At 72.8% G+C, this 14,896-nt stretch carries 14 protein-coding genes and 1 tRNA gene; 11 read left to right on the top strand and 4 right to left on the bottom strand.

Features of this window, described 5'->3' with window-relative positions:
- Positions 1 to 358: 358 nt before the first annotated feature.
- The 5 genes from EIW28_RS05450 (at position 359) to EIW28_RS05430 (ending at position 3,664) form a co-directional block, all read left to right on the top strand.
- Positions 359 to 432: transfer RNA gene (locus tag EIW28_RS05450), tRNA-Ile, on the top strand.
- A 127-nt stretch (positions 433 to 559) separates the two neighbouring features.
- Entirely contained in the window at positions 560 to 1,789 is a 1,230-nt protein-coding gene (locus EIW28_RS05445) for a hypothetical protein (RefSeq protein WP_125246646.1), read from the top strand.
- Complete coding sequence (locus tag EIW28_RS05440) at positions 1,789 to 2,958, top strand: hypothetical protein (RefSeq protein WP_125246645.1); 1,170 nt, start codon at positions 1,789 to 1,791, stop codon at positions 2,956 to 2,958. Before EIW28_RS05445 ends, EIW28_RS05440 begins: the two co-directional genes overlap by 1 nt.
- Positions 2,959 to 2,999: 41 nt before the next feature.
- Complete coding sequence (locus tag EIW28_RS05435; protein WP_158630296.1) at positions 3,000 to 3,281, top strand: YbaB/EbfC family nucleoid-associated protein; 282 nt, start codon at positions 3,000 to 3,002, stop codon at positions 3,279 to 3,281.
- Positions 3,278 to 3,664: a YbaB/EbfC family nucleoid-associated protein gene (locus tag EIW28_RS05430; protein WP_125246643.1), complete on the top strand. Its 387-nt coding sequence runs from the start codon at positions 3,278 to 3,280 to the stop codon at positions 3,662 to 3,664. Before EIW28_RS05435 ends, EIW28_RS05430 begins: the two co-directional genes overlap by 4 nt.
- Before the next feature lie 68 nt (positions 3,665 to 3,732).
- On the opposite strand, the gene EIW28_RS05425 is transcribed toward EIW28_RS05430, so the two are convergent.
- Entirely contained in the window at positions 3,733 to 4,464 is a 732-nt protein-coding gene (locus EIW28_RS05425) for an SDR family oxidoreductase (RefSeq protein ID WP_125246642.1), read from the bottom strand.
- Between the two features lie 103 nt (positions 4,465 to 4,567).
- Here EIW28_RS05425 and EIW28_RS05420 point away from each other — a divergent pair, with 103 nt between their 5' ends.
- A complete protein-coding gene (locus EIW28_RS05420; protein WP_197717072.1) occupies positions 4,568 to 5,413 on the top strand; it encodes a helix-turn-helix transcriptional regulator in 846 nt (281 codons plus the stop codon).
- A 186-nt stretch (positions 5,414 to 5,599) separates the two neighbouring features.
- Entirely contained in the window at positions 5,600 to 6,790 is a 1,191-nt protein-coding gene (locus EIW28_RS05415; protein ID WP_125246640.1) for an MFS transporter, read from the top strand.
- Between the two features lie 59 nt (positions 6,791 to 6,849).
- Here the strand turns inward: EIW28_RS05415 and EIW28_RS05410 are convergent, their stop codons facing one another.
- Positions 6,850 to 7,830 carry a zinc-binding dehydrogenase gene (locus EIW28_RS05410; protein ID WP_125246639.1) on the bottom strand — a complete coding sequence of 327 codons (981 nt, stop codon included), beginning with the start codon at positions 7,828 to 7,830 and terminating at the stop codon, positions 6,850 to 6,852.
- A gap of 85 nt (positions 7,831 to 7,915) precedes the next feature.
- Positions 7,916 to 11,536 carry an AfsR/SARP family transcriptional regulator gene (locus EIW28_RS05405; RefSeq protein ID WP_158630295.1) on the bottom strand — a complete coding sequence of 1,207 codons (3,621 nt, stop codon included), beginning with the start codon at positions 11,534 to 11,536 and terminating at the stop codon, positions 7,916 to 7,918.
- Positions 11,537 to 11,767: 231 nt separating this feature from the next.
- Here EIW28_RS05405 and EIW28_RS05400 point away from each other — a divergent pair, with 231 nt between their 5' ends.
- Positions 11,768 to 12,583: a putative hydro-lyase gene (locus EIW28_RS05400; protein WP_125246637.1), complete on the top strand. Its 816-nt coding sequence runs from the start codon at positions 11,768 to 11,770 to the stop codon at positions 12,581 to 12,583.
- Between the two features lie 12 nt (positions 12,584 to 12,595).
- On the opposite strand, the gene EIW28_RS05395 is transcribed toward EIW28_RS05400, so the two are convergent.
- Positions 12,596 to 13,264 carry a winged helix-turn-helix transcriptional regulator gene (locus tag EIW28_RS05395; RefSeq protein WP_125246636.1) on the bottom strand — a complete coding sequence of 223 codons (669 nt, stop codon included), beginning with the start codon at positions 13,262 to 13,264 and terminating at the stop codon, positions 12,596 to 12,598.
- 209 nt (positions 13,265 to 13,473) lie between these two features.
- Between EIW28_RS05395 and EIW28_RS05390 the strand changes: the two genes are divergently transcribed.
- The 3 genes from EIW28_RS05390 to EIW28_RS05380 all read left to right on the top strand — a co-directional run bounded on the left by EIW28_RS05390 (position 13,474) and on the right by EIW28_RS05380 (position 14,856).
- Entirely contained in the window at positions 13,474 to 14,085 is a 612-nt protein-coding gene (locus EIW28_RS05390; protein ID WP_197717071.1) for a carbonic anhydrase, read from the top strand.
- 25 nt (positions 14,086 to 14,110) lie between these two features.
- The gene (locus EIW28_RS05385; RefSeq protein WP_125246634.1) at positions 14,111 to 14,401 is read left to right on the top strand and encodes a 4a-hydroxytetrahydrobiopterin dehydratase; all 291 of its coding nucleotides are present in this window, start codon (positions 14,111 to 14,113) and stop codon (positions 14,399 to 14,401) included.
- A gap of 104 nt (positions 14,402 to 14,505) precedes the next feature.
- Positions 14,506 to 14,856, top strand: coding sequence for a DUF1707 domain-containing protein (locus EIW28_RS05380; protein WP_158630294.1), 351 nt, complete (start codon positions 14,506 to 14,508; stop codon positions 14,854 to 14,856).
- The last annotated feature ends 40 nt before the right edge of the window (positions 14,857 to 14,896 follow it).

Raw genomic sequence — 14,896 nt, 5'->3', positions numbered from 1 at the left:
AGCGCAGCCGACAGCAGCATCAATGGTCGTCTCAATGGGCCCCCTCGGGAGGTTTCGGGCGTCGGAACCCGCCGCGTGTGCAATGTTCGAGAAACACGGAACGGCGGGAGTGAGTCGGATCTTAAAGAGACCTGGCTAACAACAGCACCTGTCGTTATAGAACCGTTGCAAATGTGGCGCGAATGTTACCGCCGCGCCGCCATGGCCTCCCCCTCCGTGCCATCCGGCCGTTTCGGTCCGGTTCGGCACCAGTGAACACCGGATGGCGTTTCGCCCCGCCGCCGCACCCCCGCCGGACCGGCCCCGGTGCCCTGGGGCCACCGCGCCGACACGGGGTGTGAGAGGATATTGCCCGCTCGGGGCAGTAGCTCAGCTGGTTAGAGCAGGGGACTCATAATCCCTGGGTCGCGGGTTCAAGTCCTGCCTGCCCTACCGACCGCCGCACTGCGGAGGCCCCGCGCCGCGCGGGGCCCTCCGCGTATTCGGAGCTCTTTCCGCGATTGCCGCAATCCGTTATGGTCGGAAACCGCACAGTCCCTCCGACGACCCGGGAGCCTCAATGGCGGATGACCCGTCCGACATCACGACCTACGACGACCCTTCCCAGAAGGGCAACTGGACCAAGGCGGGCGAGTCGACCCCCGGTGTCAAACAGGTCCTCAACAGCGCCGGCGTCATCCAGCGGGCCATCGAGGAGGAGGAGGTCACCGCGGGCAACGCCGCCGCGACCGTCGCCGCCGACATCGCCAGCCTCGGCCTGGAGGCGTACGCCGCCTTCACGAACCCGCTCGGGATGCTCGTCAACGTCGGCCTCGACTTCGTCCTGAACCTGTTCGAGCCGGCGAACAAGCTGCTCACCTGGCTCTCGGGCGACCCCGGCCAGATGCAGGACCTCCAGGAGCGGTGGCGCCAGTTCAAGGACGTGCTCATCGCCATGCAGGACGAGGTCGACGCCGCCTGGCAGGACGCGCTGAAGACCTCCGATTCGCCGACGACCGACCTCGCCAAGGACAAGGTCAACGGCATGGCCGCGGCGCTCGGCGGCATCGCCACCGCGATCTCGCACATCGAGTCGCACATCGGCATGGCGCAGATGCTGTCGAAGGCCGTCTACGAGCTCATCAAGGCCCTCCTGTCGGCGCTCATCGAGCAGGTCATCATCTACGGCCTCGTCGCCCTCGCCTCGGCGTGGGTGAGCGCGGGCAGCTCGATCGCGACGTTCCTCATGTGGGTCACCCAGAAGTCCGCGATCGACACCGCCACCATGTTCCTGCGCGTCTCGCTCGCGCAGTTCACCGGCAAGCAGCTCGCGCACATCGGCGGGGAGATCCTCCGCTCGACGTTCGTGCAGGCCTCCGGCGACATGATGCGCTGGGCCGGCGGGCTCATCGCGAACTGGCAGGGCGGCATCCAGAGCACCGGCGCGCCCGGCCGCGGCAACCCGTCGCCGGCGTCCGCGAACCCGTCGGGCGACATGGCGACGTACACGAGCGTCGACCCCGACGAGTTCGACGGCGTCGCCGAGAAGCTCAAGGGCCTCCAGGGGAACGCCGACTCGCTCTCGCAGAAGGTCAACTCGGACACCGAGACCGACTTCTTCACCTGGGGCCTCGCCTGCCAGGGCTGGGTCGAGGGCTACAACCAGCAGCGCGAGGAGCTCGCGACCAACGTCGCCCTGATCTCGCCCGCGCTGGAGGGGAACGCGACCCGCTTCACCGAGACCGCGAACGCCTACCGCGAGGCCGACATCCAGGCCGCCGAGGACATCAAGGTCGCCGGGGGCAAGTAGTGGAGGGCATCGACCGCAAGGCCATCCCGAGGAACCTCGCGGAGTCGTACCGGCGCAGCCGCGGCGACTACGCGGACGCCCTGGGCCGGCCCGTGCGCTCGAAGCCCCTGCTCCACCGGGACGCCGCGATCGAGGCGCTCCCGTCCCCGCTCGACGTGTCCCTGACCCGGCCGGTCCCGCCCGCGGGGTCGGGCGTGCTCGAACTCGTCGTCGACGCGGCCGCGACCATGCCCGTGGCCGCCGTCGACGAGGTCCCGGTCGCGGTCGGCGACGGCACCGTCTTCGTCGTCCTCCCCGCCGGGCCGCACGCCGTCGACGTCCAGAGCGGCGCCGCGACCAGCCCGGTCGTCGTCGCCGTCGAGGACGGCGCGACCGCGGTCCTGGTGTGGCGCGAGGAGGCCGACCGGCGCACCGTCCGCTTCGGACCCGAGGCGGTGGACGCGCTGCCGCCGGCCTCCCGCGTGTACCTGTACGAGTGGGCGGTCCTCACCGTGCTCGTGTGCGGGCTGCCGTTCGGGGCCGTGAACGCGTTCGCGTTCGACGGCACCGCCAGCCGGGTCGTCCTCGTCGTCCTCGCGGTCGTGATCCTCGGCCTGGTGCCGTTCGCGCCGTGGCGCCGGCGCGAGCGCGCCCGACTCGCCGCGCTCCGGCTCGAACGCCAGGCCGCGGCGCTCTCTCGCCCGGTCCGCTACCCGTGGGACGGACCCGAGGTCCCCGACCGGCCCGCGCTCGTCGGCGACCGCCCCGAGTCCCTCCCCGAGCTCGCGCCCGGGTACGGGGCGCTGCTGCTGCGCGCGACGGCCCACCGGCACCTGTGGAAGGACGGCGACGGCGTCACCGTCCGCGACACCGCCCTCGCCGCCCTGCGGGCCGAGCCGCCGCGCGTGCGCCTCGACGGCCTCGAGGTCCCGGCGACGTGGGGCAACTGGTGGCATCCGCTGCGCCCGGGCGCCCACGTCCTGGAGTTCGAGGCCGCCGGCGCGGCCGCGCGACTCGAACTCGTCGTCGCCGACGGCGAGGCGACCGCCGTCCGCGCCGAAGCCCATCTGTACGCCCACCGGGACGGCGGCGAGATCGTCCGCGAGGACGCGCGCCTGCGCCTCGAACCCGAGGAGTTCCGGCCCGAGTGGATGGGCGATCCCGCGAAGCGGCTCGCGTACTGGAACTGACCCCGGCCCAGAAGAAAGGAGCGCCGACCATGTACGGCGACATGCAGAACAGAGTGGCCGAGGCCCAGCGGCTCGCGGCCGAGACCGAGGCGGAGGCGGTGTCCGAGGACGGCGCCGTCCGGGTCGTGGCCGGCCCCGGCGGCGACGTCAGGATCATCGACCTGCGCATGAACGCGTTCGAGCTCAGCGGCCTCGAACTCGGCGAGCTCACCGCCGCCACCGTCAAGACCGCGACCGACGAGGCCGACCGGCAGCTGTCCGAGGCCATCCGCCAGTCGCTGGCCGGCCTGTTCGCCGCCGAGCGCGAGGAGGGGCAGCGGTGAGCGACCGTCCCACGCCCGAGCAGATCATGGCCGAGTTCGAGCGCATGCGCTCCGAGGCCGAGGCCACGCTCGAGAAGTACAAGGAGGTCAGCGCCGAGCTCGGCGCCGACGCCGTCGAGGTCGTCTCCGAGGACGGCCTCCTCACCGTCCGCCTCGACCCGAACGGCAAGGTGGACGCGATCGTCGTGAACGAGGCGGCCATGCGCTACCGCCAGTCCCTCGGCCCCGCGATGGTCGCCCTCATCCGCCAGGCCCGCGACGCCTACGCCCTCAAATCGGCCGAAATGGCCCGCCGCCTCCTGGGCGACAAGATCGACGTCGACGCGATCCTCTCCCAATACCTCCCGAAGGACGGCCAGGGCCCGGGCCGCACCGGCTTCTAGACCGCGACCGGCCCGGAGCGCTGTGCTCCGGGCCGGTCCGTCGGCTACCGCCGCTACCAGGGGCGGCGCTACCAGGGGACGGTGGTGTCCGCGTGGTATTCGAGGCCCTCCTGGAAGAAGCCGCCGTTGGGGCCGTCGTCGCCCGCCAGGGCGAGGTCGATCGCGACCTTGGCGGAGGTCTCGGGGTCGCGCCAGCCCTGGTTGTGGTTCAGGTCGGTCTTCGTGTAGCCGGGGGTCATGGCGTTGACCTTGACCGGGCCGTCCTTGAACTCCTTGGCGTAGGAGACCGTCAGCATGTTCAGGGCCGACTTGGACGCGCCGTACGCGCCGCCCTGCATCTGCGCGAACTCGTGGTCGCCGGTCATGAACCCGAACGAGCCGACCTCGCTGGAGACGTTCACGATCCGCGGCGCCGGCGACTCGCGCAGCAGCGGCAGGAACGCGTTCGTCACCGAGACCACCCCGATCACGTTGGTCTCGAACACCTTCCGGGCTGTGGCCACGGTCAGCTCGCTGGTGTTCCAGCCGCCGTCGGCGAGCGCGATCCCGGCGTTGTTCACCAGGATGTCGAGGCTGCCGACCTGCTCGACCGCCGCCGCGACCGAGTCCTCATCCGTGACGTCGAGGCGCACGAACTCGGCGTCGGCGCCCTCCTCCCGCAGCCTGGCGGCCGCGGCCTCGCCCAGCTCGACCGAGCGGGCCGCCGCCCAGACCTTGACGCCCTTCGCGCCCAGGCCCCTGGCGATCTCGAATCCGATTCCCTTGTTCGCGCCCGTGACGAGCGCCGTCCTCTGTTCCATGCCCCCGAGCCTGCGCCCGATCCGCGCCGCTGCAAAGAGCACTCCTTATGGTGGTACATCCGGTACCTGGCTGCCGGGCCCGAACCGGGGGAGGATGGGACGCATGGACCGCCAGCAGCTCGCCGACTTCCTCCGCACCCGCCGCGCCGCGCTCAAGCCCGAAGGCGTCGGGCTGCCGAGCGGGTCGCGCCGGCGCACCCCCGGGCTGCGCCGTCAGGAGGTCGCGCAGCTCGCGGGCATCTCCGTCGAGTACTACATCCGGCTGGAGCAGGCCCGCGGCCCCAAGCCGTCGCGGCAGGTCCTCGGCGCGCTCGCCCGCGCGCTCGTGCTCGACCACGACGAGCGCGCCCACCTGTTCCACCTCGTCGACGAGCTCCCCGAGTCGGAGTGCGCCGGCTCCGTGGGCGAAGCGCCCCCCACGATCCGGAACCTCCTCGCCGGGCTCGACGACTTCCCCGCGTACGTCATCGACGCCTGCTACGACATGATCGCCTGGAACGCCATGGCCGAGCGGCTCATGGGCTACCTCTCGGGCCTCGCGCCCGAGCAGCGGAACATCCTGCGCACGAACTTCCAGGGCGACGCCGCCCCGCGCCTCGCCGACCCAGCCACCCGCCGGTTCCTCGCCGACAGCGTCGCCGACCTGCGCGCCTCCCTGGCCCGCAACCCCGGCGACCGCCGGCTCAAGGGCCTCGTGGACGAACTGCTGCGCACCAGCCCCGAGTTCGGGGAGCTGTGGGCCGACCACCGGGTCACCCCGCGCCGCGCCACGACCAAGCGCGTCGTCCACCCCGAGGTCGGCCCGCTCGAGTTCGACTGCCAGGTCCTCGACGTGCCCGGCACCGGCATGCGCCTGGTCATGTATGTGCCGCAACCGGACTCGGCGACCGCCGCGGCGTTCCGGAGATTGGCGCCCGTCACTTCCGAAACCCCCGCGCCCGCCGCGTAACGCGGCGGCGACGGACATCACCACGACTTTTCACCTCAGGGACTTTTCCTCGTGCGGCGAGTGTTATTACGCTTGGATGCGGAGGCCCCGCCTCCCCGTCTTGACAGCGACCGGTACGGCAAGGAAGCAGCCGGTGACAGCCTCAGCGTTCTCACCCTCCTTCTCATCCCACCGGAGCTGCTTTCCATGCGCATGCCTCTCTTCGCCATGTCCATCGGCGCGTTCGGCATCGGCACCGCCGAGTTCGCGATCATGGGCATCCTGCCCCAGGTCGCCGCCTCCCAGGGCGTCTCGCTCGCCCAGGCCGGCCTCGCCGTCTCCGCCTACGCGGTCGGCGTCGTCCTCGGCGCGCCCCTGCTCACCGTCGCCACCACCCGCCTGCCGCGCAAGCCGCTGCTCATCGGCCTCATGCTCGCCTTCGCCGCCGCGAACCTCGCCACGGCGCTCGCGCCGGACTTCGGGTTCCTGCTCGGCTCCCGGTTCGTCGCCGGCCTGCCGCACGGCGCGTTCTTCGGCGCGGCCGCCGTCGTCGGCGCCAGCCTCGTCGCCTACGACCGCCGCGCCCGCGCGATCTCCGGCATCATGTCCGGCCTCACCGTCGCCACCATCGTCGGCGTCCCGGTGAGCGCCCTGCTCATCGGCCAGATCTCGTGGCGCTGGATCTTCGCGGCCGTCGCCGCGCTCGGCCTGGTCGCCGCCGCCGCCATCTGGGCCACCGTGCCCGACACGCGCGGCGTCATCGTCCCGACGAAGGCCGCCGACGAGATCCGCGCGATCCGCTCCAAGCGCGTCGTGCTCCCGCTCGTGACCGGCGCGGTCGGCTTCGGCGGCATGTTCGCCGCCTACACCTACCTGACGCCGATCCTCGAGGACGTCACCGGCATGAACGCCGTCGCCATCGCGATCACCCTCGCGGTCTTCGGCATCGGCCTCACCCTCGGGAACGTCTTCGGCGGCCACGTCGCCGACAAGGCCCCGATCCACGGCCTGTTCGCCGCGTTCGCCTCGATCGCGACCGTCCTCCTGGCGATGTACTTCTCCATGAGCAACCCGGTCCTCGCCGTCGCGGGCGTCCTGCTCATGGCCACCTCGTCCTCGCTGGTCGGCCCGGTCATGCAGCGGCTGCTCCTCGACGGCGCCCACCAGGCCCCGTCGCTGGCGTCCTCGCTGCACCACGCGGCCTTCAACCTCGCCAACGCGAACGGTGCCTGGCTCGGCGGTCTCGCGCTCTCGCTCGGCCTGAGCCTGACCGCCCCGATCCTCGTCGGCGTCGGCCTCGCCCTGGCGGGCCTGGTGCTCTCGATCCCGCTCGCCCGCGCGCACGCCGAGGCCGCGGTCCCGAGCATCGAGCCGGCCGAGCTCGTCACCGCCTCCTAAAGGGGCGCAAGCGGACAGGGGCCCCTCGGCAGTACGCCGAGGGGCCCCTGCCGCGTCCGTCAGGGCACGAGCACGACCTTGCCGGTGGTGCCGCGGTTCTCCAGGGCCCGGTGGGCCTCGGCGGCTTCGGCGAGCTTGAACGTGTGCACGGCCGGGCGCAGCCGCCCGGCGGCGAGCTCGGCGAGCGAGCGCTCCTCCAGGGCCCGCAGACCGCCCATCTTCGCGACGATCTTCGGCCCGAGTGCGCCCGAGACGGTCAGGCCGCGGCCGACGATCTCCTCCACCGTGGCCTCCGTGGCCTTGCCCGCGGACCAGCCGAAGACGACCATGCGGGCGCCGAAGCCGAGGCGCTCGAACACGGCCCGGCCGACCGCGCCGCCGACCGAGTCGAAGAACAGGGTCGCCTCGCGGCCCTCCAGGGCCCGGTCGAGCACGTCCGTCCAGTCCGCGGCCCGGTAGTCGATCGCGGCGTCCGCGCCGTTCGCGGCCACCTGCCGCACCTTGTCGGGGCCGCCGGCCAGGCCGATCACATGCGCGCCGGCGTGCTTGGCGGCCTGCACCAGGAGCGTCCCGAGGCCGCCGGCGGCGGCGGGGACGACGACGACGTCGTCGGCCTGCACGGGCCCGACCGACAGCACCAGCAGCGCGGTCCGGCCGGTGCCGATCATGGCGACGGCCTCGCCGAAGTCGACGCCCGCGGGGATCTCGTGCACGGACTCGACCTCGCGCACGGCCTTCTCGGCGTACCCCTGCGAGGCGAAGCCGAGGTGCGCGACGACGTGCCTGCCGATCCACGACGGGTCGACGCCCTCGCCGACCGCATCGACGACCCCGGCGGCCTCGCGGCCGGGGATGAACGGCAGCTCCGGCAGCGGGTACGGGCTGTTCGCGTCCCCGCTGCGGAAGGTCGTGTCGAGCAGGTGGACGCCGGCGGCCCGGTTGGCGATGCGGACCTGGCCGGGGCCGGGCTCGGGGTCGGCGACCTCCTCGTACACGAGGACCTCCGGGCCGCCGAACTCGTGCTGTCGGATCGCGTGCATGTCGCGCCTTCTCTCCATCTCGCTGGGTGTGCCGCAACGCTATCGGCCGCCCGACTGGCACCGCATCCGTCGACCGACTGGCGCGTCAGTCCCGCCGGTGGCGGCCCTTCGCCTGCGGCTCGGCCTCCTCGGGCAGGACCAGCGGGTTGATGCCGCAGGCGCGGAGCACGCCGCCGATGTCGCCGGGCAGGTCCACGCCGGTCCAGTGCTCCTGGAGCAGGGCCTGCTCCTGCGGGGTGAGGATGCGTTGCGTGATCCGGTTGGCGTGCTTGACGATGAGGATCGCGTCGATCTGGATCACGGCCTCCTGCTCGTGCCGCAGCGACTCGATGAGCCGCGACACGGCCTCCACCAGGCCCGGGTCGACCTGCGGGCCCCGGCCGGCCGTCCCGGTCGAGGCGTCGACGGCCGCGGCCAGGTCCACCGCGCGCACCTGCCGGTGGTTGCCCCACACGGCGATCCGGAACCGCTGGAAGAACGAGCCGAACCGGGGCGGGTCGGTCTCGGCGATCTCGAGCCCGAGCGCTTCGAGGACCCGCCGGTAGGCCGCGAGGGCCTCCTCGCGGCGCCCGCCGTCGCCGAGGAACACGACGCCGTCGGCGTGCCCGCCGCCGCGAGGCCCGCCCGCGGGGAACGCGGCGTCCGCGGCGCGCCCGCGCGAGGCCGCGCGCTGGAACGACCGCGACCCGATCGGCCGCGGGTCCAGGTTCAGGGCGCTGTACAGGGACGCGGCCTGGGCCCGGTGGATCTCGGCCTCCTCCTCGTCGCCGGCCGCGGCGTACGCGTCCGCGAGCGCGCCGAGGCTCCGGGCCTGCCGGAGCGGGTCGGGCATGGCCGCGAACACGTCCACTGCCTGGCGGCCGTACTTGACGGCGGCCCGCATGCGGCCGTCGGCGGCGAACAGGCGGCACAGGACGCGGGCCTTGACCGCGAGGGTCTCGGAGGTCTCGTACCGGCCCAGGTGCTCGACCTTGACGATGGCCTCGCGGGCGGCGTCGAACTGGCCGGTCTCCAGGTACAGCTCGGCGAGCGCGTACGTGTACAGCAGCTGGTGGCGCCAGCTGGAGACCTGCTCGACGAGTTCGAGCCCGCGCAGGAGCGCGGCCTCGGCGCGGGGGAGGTCCCCGTCGGCGCTGTGGACGGCGGACTGCCGGAAGTACAGGCGGGCCCGGTAGTACTGGGACGGGTGGCCGCGGAGCATCTCGCCGATCTCGCGGCACAGCTCGTCGGCGGCGCTGATGCGGCCGAGGTCGACGTACAGGCCGGTGAGGGTCAGCAGCGGGTACACGGTCGTGGGCCCGTCGGGGCCGGACGCGTCGAGTTCGCGGGCCTTGAGCAGGAGCGCCTCGGCTTCGGCGAAGATCCCCATGTGCCGCAGGACGGTGCCGAGCGAGGTGAGGACCTCGACCTGCACGTAGCGCTTCCCGGAGTGCTCGGCGGCGACGACGGCCTCCCGCAGGAGCGACACCGCCTCCCGGTAGCGGCCGAGCTGGATGAGCGTGGTCGCGAGGTCGTTGCGGGCCTTGCCGGTCGCGTCGCCGTGCGGGGTGCGGCGCAGGTTCTCCAGGGTCTTCTCGGCGAACACCTTCGACTGGTGCATCTCGCCGGAGGCGTACGCGACGGCGTCGGCGAGCGCGTACGCGCGCACCGCGTCCATCGGCTCGGCGGACTCCACGCCGGTCTCGATCGCGAGCTGCGCGACCTTCGCGAGCTCGGGCAGCTCGTACGGGGAGTCGGTGCTCTCCTCGCGGTACCCGGCGTCGGCGAACGCGACGAGCCGGGTGAGCAGGCGCGAGACCGTGGGGTGCCCGTTCCATTCGAGGAACGCGGCGACGATGTTGCGGTACTCCTCGACCGGGAGCGCGGCGGTGCCCTTGGCGTACCACTCCACGACCTGCTCGCGCAGGCGCTGGATCGCGGCGGGGTCGAACGCGGCCTCGGCCTTCTGGCGCGCGTACTCGCGCACGAGGTCGTGGAAGCGGTAGCGGCCGGGCCGGTACTCCTCGACGCGGTGCGCGGCGACGAGGTTCGCGAGGAGGCGTTCGGCGCTGGCGGGCTCCCAGGTGACGAGCGCGCACGCGAGGTCCTTGGAGAAGTCGGTGCCCGGCACGCACGCGAGGTTGAGGTACAGCAGCTCCTCTTCGGGTTCGAGGGCCTGGTAGGACAGGTCGAACGCGGCGGCGACGGTCATCGTCGGGTCGCCTTCGACGGCGAGGTGCGCGAGCCGGTCGCGCCCTTCGAGGGCGGTCGCGGTCTCGGCGAGCGACAGGTGCTGCCCGTCGAGGTTGGTGCCGACGATCCGCAGCGCCAGCGGCAGTCCCGCGCACAGCTGCGCGATGCGCTGGGCCGCTTCGGGTTCGCGGGCGACGCGCTCGGGCCCGACGAGGCTCTCCAGGAGCCGCACGGACTCGTCGCCGTCGAGGGCGCCGACGGTGACCTGCCGGACGTCGCGCAGCGCGGCGAGGTCCGGCAGCCGGGAGCGGCTGGTGACGACCGCGACGCACCCGGCGGTGGCCGGCAGCAGCGGGATCACCTGCTGGGAGTTGCGGGCGTTGTCGAGGATGACGAGGGTCCGGGTGTCGGCCAGGCGCGAGCGCAGCAGCGCCGAGGCCTCGTCGGCGTCGGAGGGGATCGCCTCGGTCGGCACGCCGAGGGCCCGCAGGAACCCGGCGAGCGCGTCCAGCGGCGTCAGGGGCGCGGCCCGGTCGAAGCCGCGCAGGTTCACGTACAGCTGCCCGTCGGGGAACTGCTCGCGGACCCGGTGCGCCCAGTGGAGCGCGAGCGTCGTCTTGCCGGAGCCGCCGATCCCGGACAGGACCGCGACCTGCGGCCCCGGCCCCAGGAGCGCGTCGAGGGCCTTGAGCTGCCCGGAGCGGCCGGTGAAGTGGACGCTGTCGGCCGGCAGCTGCGCGGGCGCCGGGAGCGCCGGCCGGCCCGCGGCGGGCGGGGCCTTCGCGGGCGCCTGGAGCTCGGGGTCGTCGCGCAGGATCGCGGTGTGCAGCTCCTTCAGGCGCTGCCCGGGGTCGATGCCGAGCTCGTCGGCGAGCTGGCGGCGGATCGCCTCGAACGCGTCGAGGGCCTCGGCGGGCCGGTCCTCGCGGTAGAGCGCGGTCATGAGCAGCTCGGCCGCGTGCTGGCGGTACGGGTGCCGGTCGAGGACCCGGCGCAGGTCGGCGACGACCGAGACGCCGGTGCCCAGTTCGAGTTCGAGCTCGGCGCGGGCCTCCTCGGCGGCGGCGCGCTCCTCGTCCCAGCGCAGCGCCCCCGCCTCGATGAAGCGGCCGGTGAGTCCGGCGAGGGCCGGTCCGCGCCACAGGTCGAGCGCCTCGCGCAGGCTCGTCAGGGCCGCTTCGGGTTCGGAGGCGGCGACCTGCTCGCGGGCGATGCGCGCGGCCCGCTGGAACCGGAGCGCGTCGAGCTGCTCGGGGCGCACGCGCAGCCGGTAGCCGTCGCCGACGGTCTCCAGTTCGCTGGTCCCGGACCGCAGGAGCAGGCCGCGCGCGGTGGCGACGGTGTTCTGGATCTGCCGCTTCGCGGTCGCGGGCGGGTCCTCGCCCCACACCGCGTCCACGAGGCGGTGGAGGGGGACCACGGTGCCGGGCTCCAGGAGCAGCACGGCGAAGAGGCGGGGCAGGGTGCGGCCCGGGAGCGGCACGGGGACGCCGTCCCATGTCAGTTGCAGCGGGCCGAGGATGCCGAAGTCCAACGGCGCCACCTCCCGGGGAGCCGAGGCGGTCCGAACTGGCGGGGTCTCTCCAGTCTATGGGCATTTCTTGATCATTTGGGAACGCTCGCAACGCGAATCGCTCAGTGAACACGCGGTGGCGCTCAGGTGTCCGGACTGCATGCGCATCCTGCTCGTGAAGGACTCGTGAACCCGTTGACATGGCGTTATCGGATTCTCGACACAACGAGCAGCACCTTTCGAGGAGGAGCGATGTTCACGAGACAGCGTCCCGAAGCGCAGACCAGCCCCCGCGAGGCGCGCGCCAGGTTCAGGGACGGCCTGGTCGCCCACACCAGCGGATGGTCCCAGGGCTACGTCCAGGCCAACCTGGTCAGCGTCCCCCGCCGCGATGCGATCGCCTTGCGCCGCTTCGCGGTCCGCAACCCGCGCGCCTGCCCCCTGCTGGACGTGGTGGCGGCCGGCGACTACTGGACCGACCTCGCCGTCGGCGCCGACCTGCGCCGGGACCTCCCGGCCTACCAGGTCTGGCGCAAGGGCGAGCTCGTCGACGAGCCGACCCACGTCGTCGACTACTGGGGCCGCGACCTGGTCACCTTCCTGACCGGGTGCACGTTCACGTTCGAGCCGTTCCTGGAGCGCGCCGGCATCCCGCTGCGCCACCTCGAGCAGGGCGTCAACGTCCCGATGTACCGCACCAACCGCAAGGCCCTGGGCGCCAGGCGCTTCCGCGGCCCGGTCGTGGTCTCCATGCGGCCGGTCCCGGCCGACCTGGTCGACCTCGCCGCGGGGATCACCATGGACATGCCGTACGCGCACGGCGCGCCCCTGCACGTCGGCAGCCCGTCCTCGATCGGCGTCCGCGACCTCGCCCGCCCCGACTTCGGCGACGCCGTGCGCCTCCACGCCGGCGACGTCCCCGTCTTCTGGGCCTGCGGCGTCACCCTCCAGGAGGCGGTCGTCAAGGCCCGGCTCCCGTTCGCGATCACCCACGCGCCCGGCCACATGCTCATCACCGACCGCCGCGCCAGGCCCGGCGGCACCGGCGAGATCAGGATCATCCGATGAGCGGCGGCACCGTCATACCGCGCCCGCCGAGGCCGCGGCCGGCTCCGGGAGGCGGAACATTCCCAAGAAGCGCTCGGCCATCGCCTGATCGCCCTGGACGGTGACGCGCCCGGCGTGCAGCGACACGTCGAGGCTGCGCCCGCCCAGGGTCAGGCGCTTGAGCGTCTCCGCGTCGGTCCGGATGACCGCGTGCGGATGCTCGGGCCGGCCCGGCGCCAGGATCAGCTGCGCGTCGATGACCTCGGCGATGAACGGCCGGTCCCCGACCCACAGCTCGAACGCCGCGTCGAAGCCCTGCGCCGACTGCGGCATGAACAGGCTCCGCATCGACAGGATGAGCGCGTCGGCCCCCATCGGCGCGTCCAGCGGGATCGCGGCCGAGCGCGCGCCCCACCGCAGCAGCAGCACGATCACGCCCTCCAACTCCCGGCCCCACTCGGTGAGCTCGTACACCTTCGAGGCCGCCGGCGGCGGCAGCCGCCGCTTCGACACCACCCCGGCCGACTCCAGCTCGCGCAGCCGCTGCGACAGCACGTTCGCGCTGGCGCCGTGCAGCCCCGACCGCAGGTCCGTGAAGCGCTTGGGGCCGAGCAGGAGCTCGCGGACGATCAGGAGCGACCAGCGCTCGCCGACGAGATCGAGCGCGTGGGCCGCGGGGCAGCCTTCGCCGTACGTGCGCACCGGTGGCCTCCAAGTCCCTGCGGCTGACGAACCCGCTGGTGAATCGTGTTGCGGTAGTTCGGTTTCATCCTATGGTCCCCTTCCGCGAGCGACAAGTCCTGCGAAATGACCGGAAGATCTCGGAACGGTAACGTGCGATGTGTAAAACGTGCGTCACGGTCAGCCCGTCGCGCTTGCACCGGCGCGCATCGTACGGCACCATTCAGGGCGTGCCAGAACTGACCGCCTCCTCGCTCATGGAGCACCACGAAGCCGCCAAGACGCTCGTCGCCCTCCTCGAAGGCAACGGCCGGTTCGTCGCAGGCGAGCCCCGCTTCAAGCGCGACATCGTCTCGGCCCGCCAGCACGCGCCCGGCCAGACGCCGACCGCCGCCGTCTTCACCTGCATCGACTCCCGCGTCACCGCCGAGTCCGTGTTCGACTGCGACTTCGGCCAGCTCCTGGTCGTGCGCACCGCCGGGCACGTGCCCGACCGCGCCGCCGTCGGCTCCCTCGAGTTCGCCGCCGCCGAACTCGGCGTCTCCCTCGTCGTCGTCCTCGGCCACGAGCGCTGCGGCGCCATCAACGCCGCCCTCCACGCCGTCGAGGCCGACACCCACGACCCGCGCACCGACTACCTCGTCGAGCAGCTGTGGCAGCCCGCCTCCCAGGCGCTCGCCGAGACCCCCGAAGGCGAGGACGCGGCCCCCAAGGCCCTGCGCCTCCAGGTGCGCCGCACCGTCGCCGACCTCGGCCGCCGCGAGAACCTCGACGGCGTCCTCGTCGTCGGCGCCGTCTACGACCTCGACACCGGCGAAGTGACGCTCATCGAGGAGAACTGACCGCCCGGGTGCCACAATCGGGGGTATGAGCGACCAACCCTTGACCGAGGCCGAGATCGAACTCGCCCTCTCCGACCTGCCCGGCTGGACCCACGCGCGCGACCGCCTGGAGTGCACCTGGACCTTCGACGGCCACCTCCAGGCGCTCGCCGCCGCCACCGGCGTCGGCCTGCTCTCCGAGCGCCGCGACCACCACGCCGACCTCGCGATCAACTACAACAAGCTGACCGTCTCGGTCACCACGCACTCGGCCGGCAACAAGGTCTCCGCGAAGGACACCGACCTCGCCCGGGCAGTCAGCGACCTCCTGGACTGACGTCCGGTCCCACTGGCGCGCAACCCGTCCCGCACCGGACGCCAATGTGTACGAACGGTGCGGACGGGGAACCCCGCGGTCCACACGACCCCGGGAGCCACGTCATGGACGCCTTCGCCATCCGCCCCACCAGGGCCCACCGTCGCATGGCCCTCTACCGGCTCGCGCAGGCCCACCGCCGCGGCGCGATCGACGCCGACGAGTTCAAGCTCCGCCGCCAGCTCGTCAGGCGCGCCGAGACCCTCGCCGACCTCCAGGCGCTCCTGGAGGACTTCGCCACCGACTACGAGCAGGGCCACGACCACTGGCGCTACGGCCGCTGGCGCCGGCCCGTGCGCGAAGGCCACGAACTCGAGATCCAGCGCTACATCGGCATCGCGATCGTCGTCGTCGCGATCATCGCCCTCATCGCGCTCGTCTACGGCATCGCCGCGGTCGCCGACCGCGTGGACTGAACCGGACGGCGCTGCCGCATCGGCCTCGGCAGCGCCGCCC

Source organism: Glycomyces terrestris, assembly GCF_003933745.1.
GTDB lineage: Bacteria > Actinomycetota > Actinomycetes > Mycobacteriales > Micromonosporaceae > Glycomyces > Glycomyces terrestris.
Note: the sequence above shows the minus strand (reverse complement) of the source record. Positions and strands in the feature narration are given on the sequence as shown.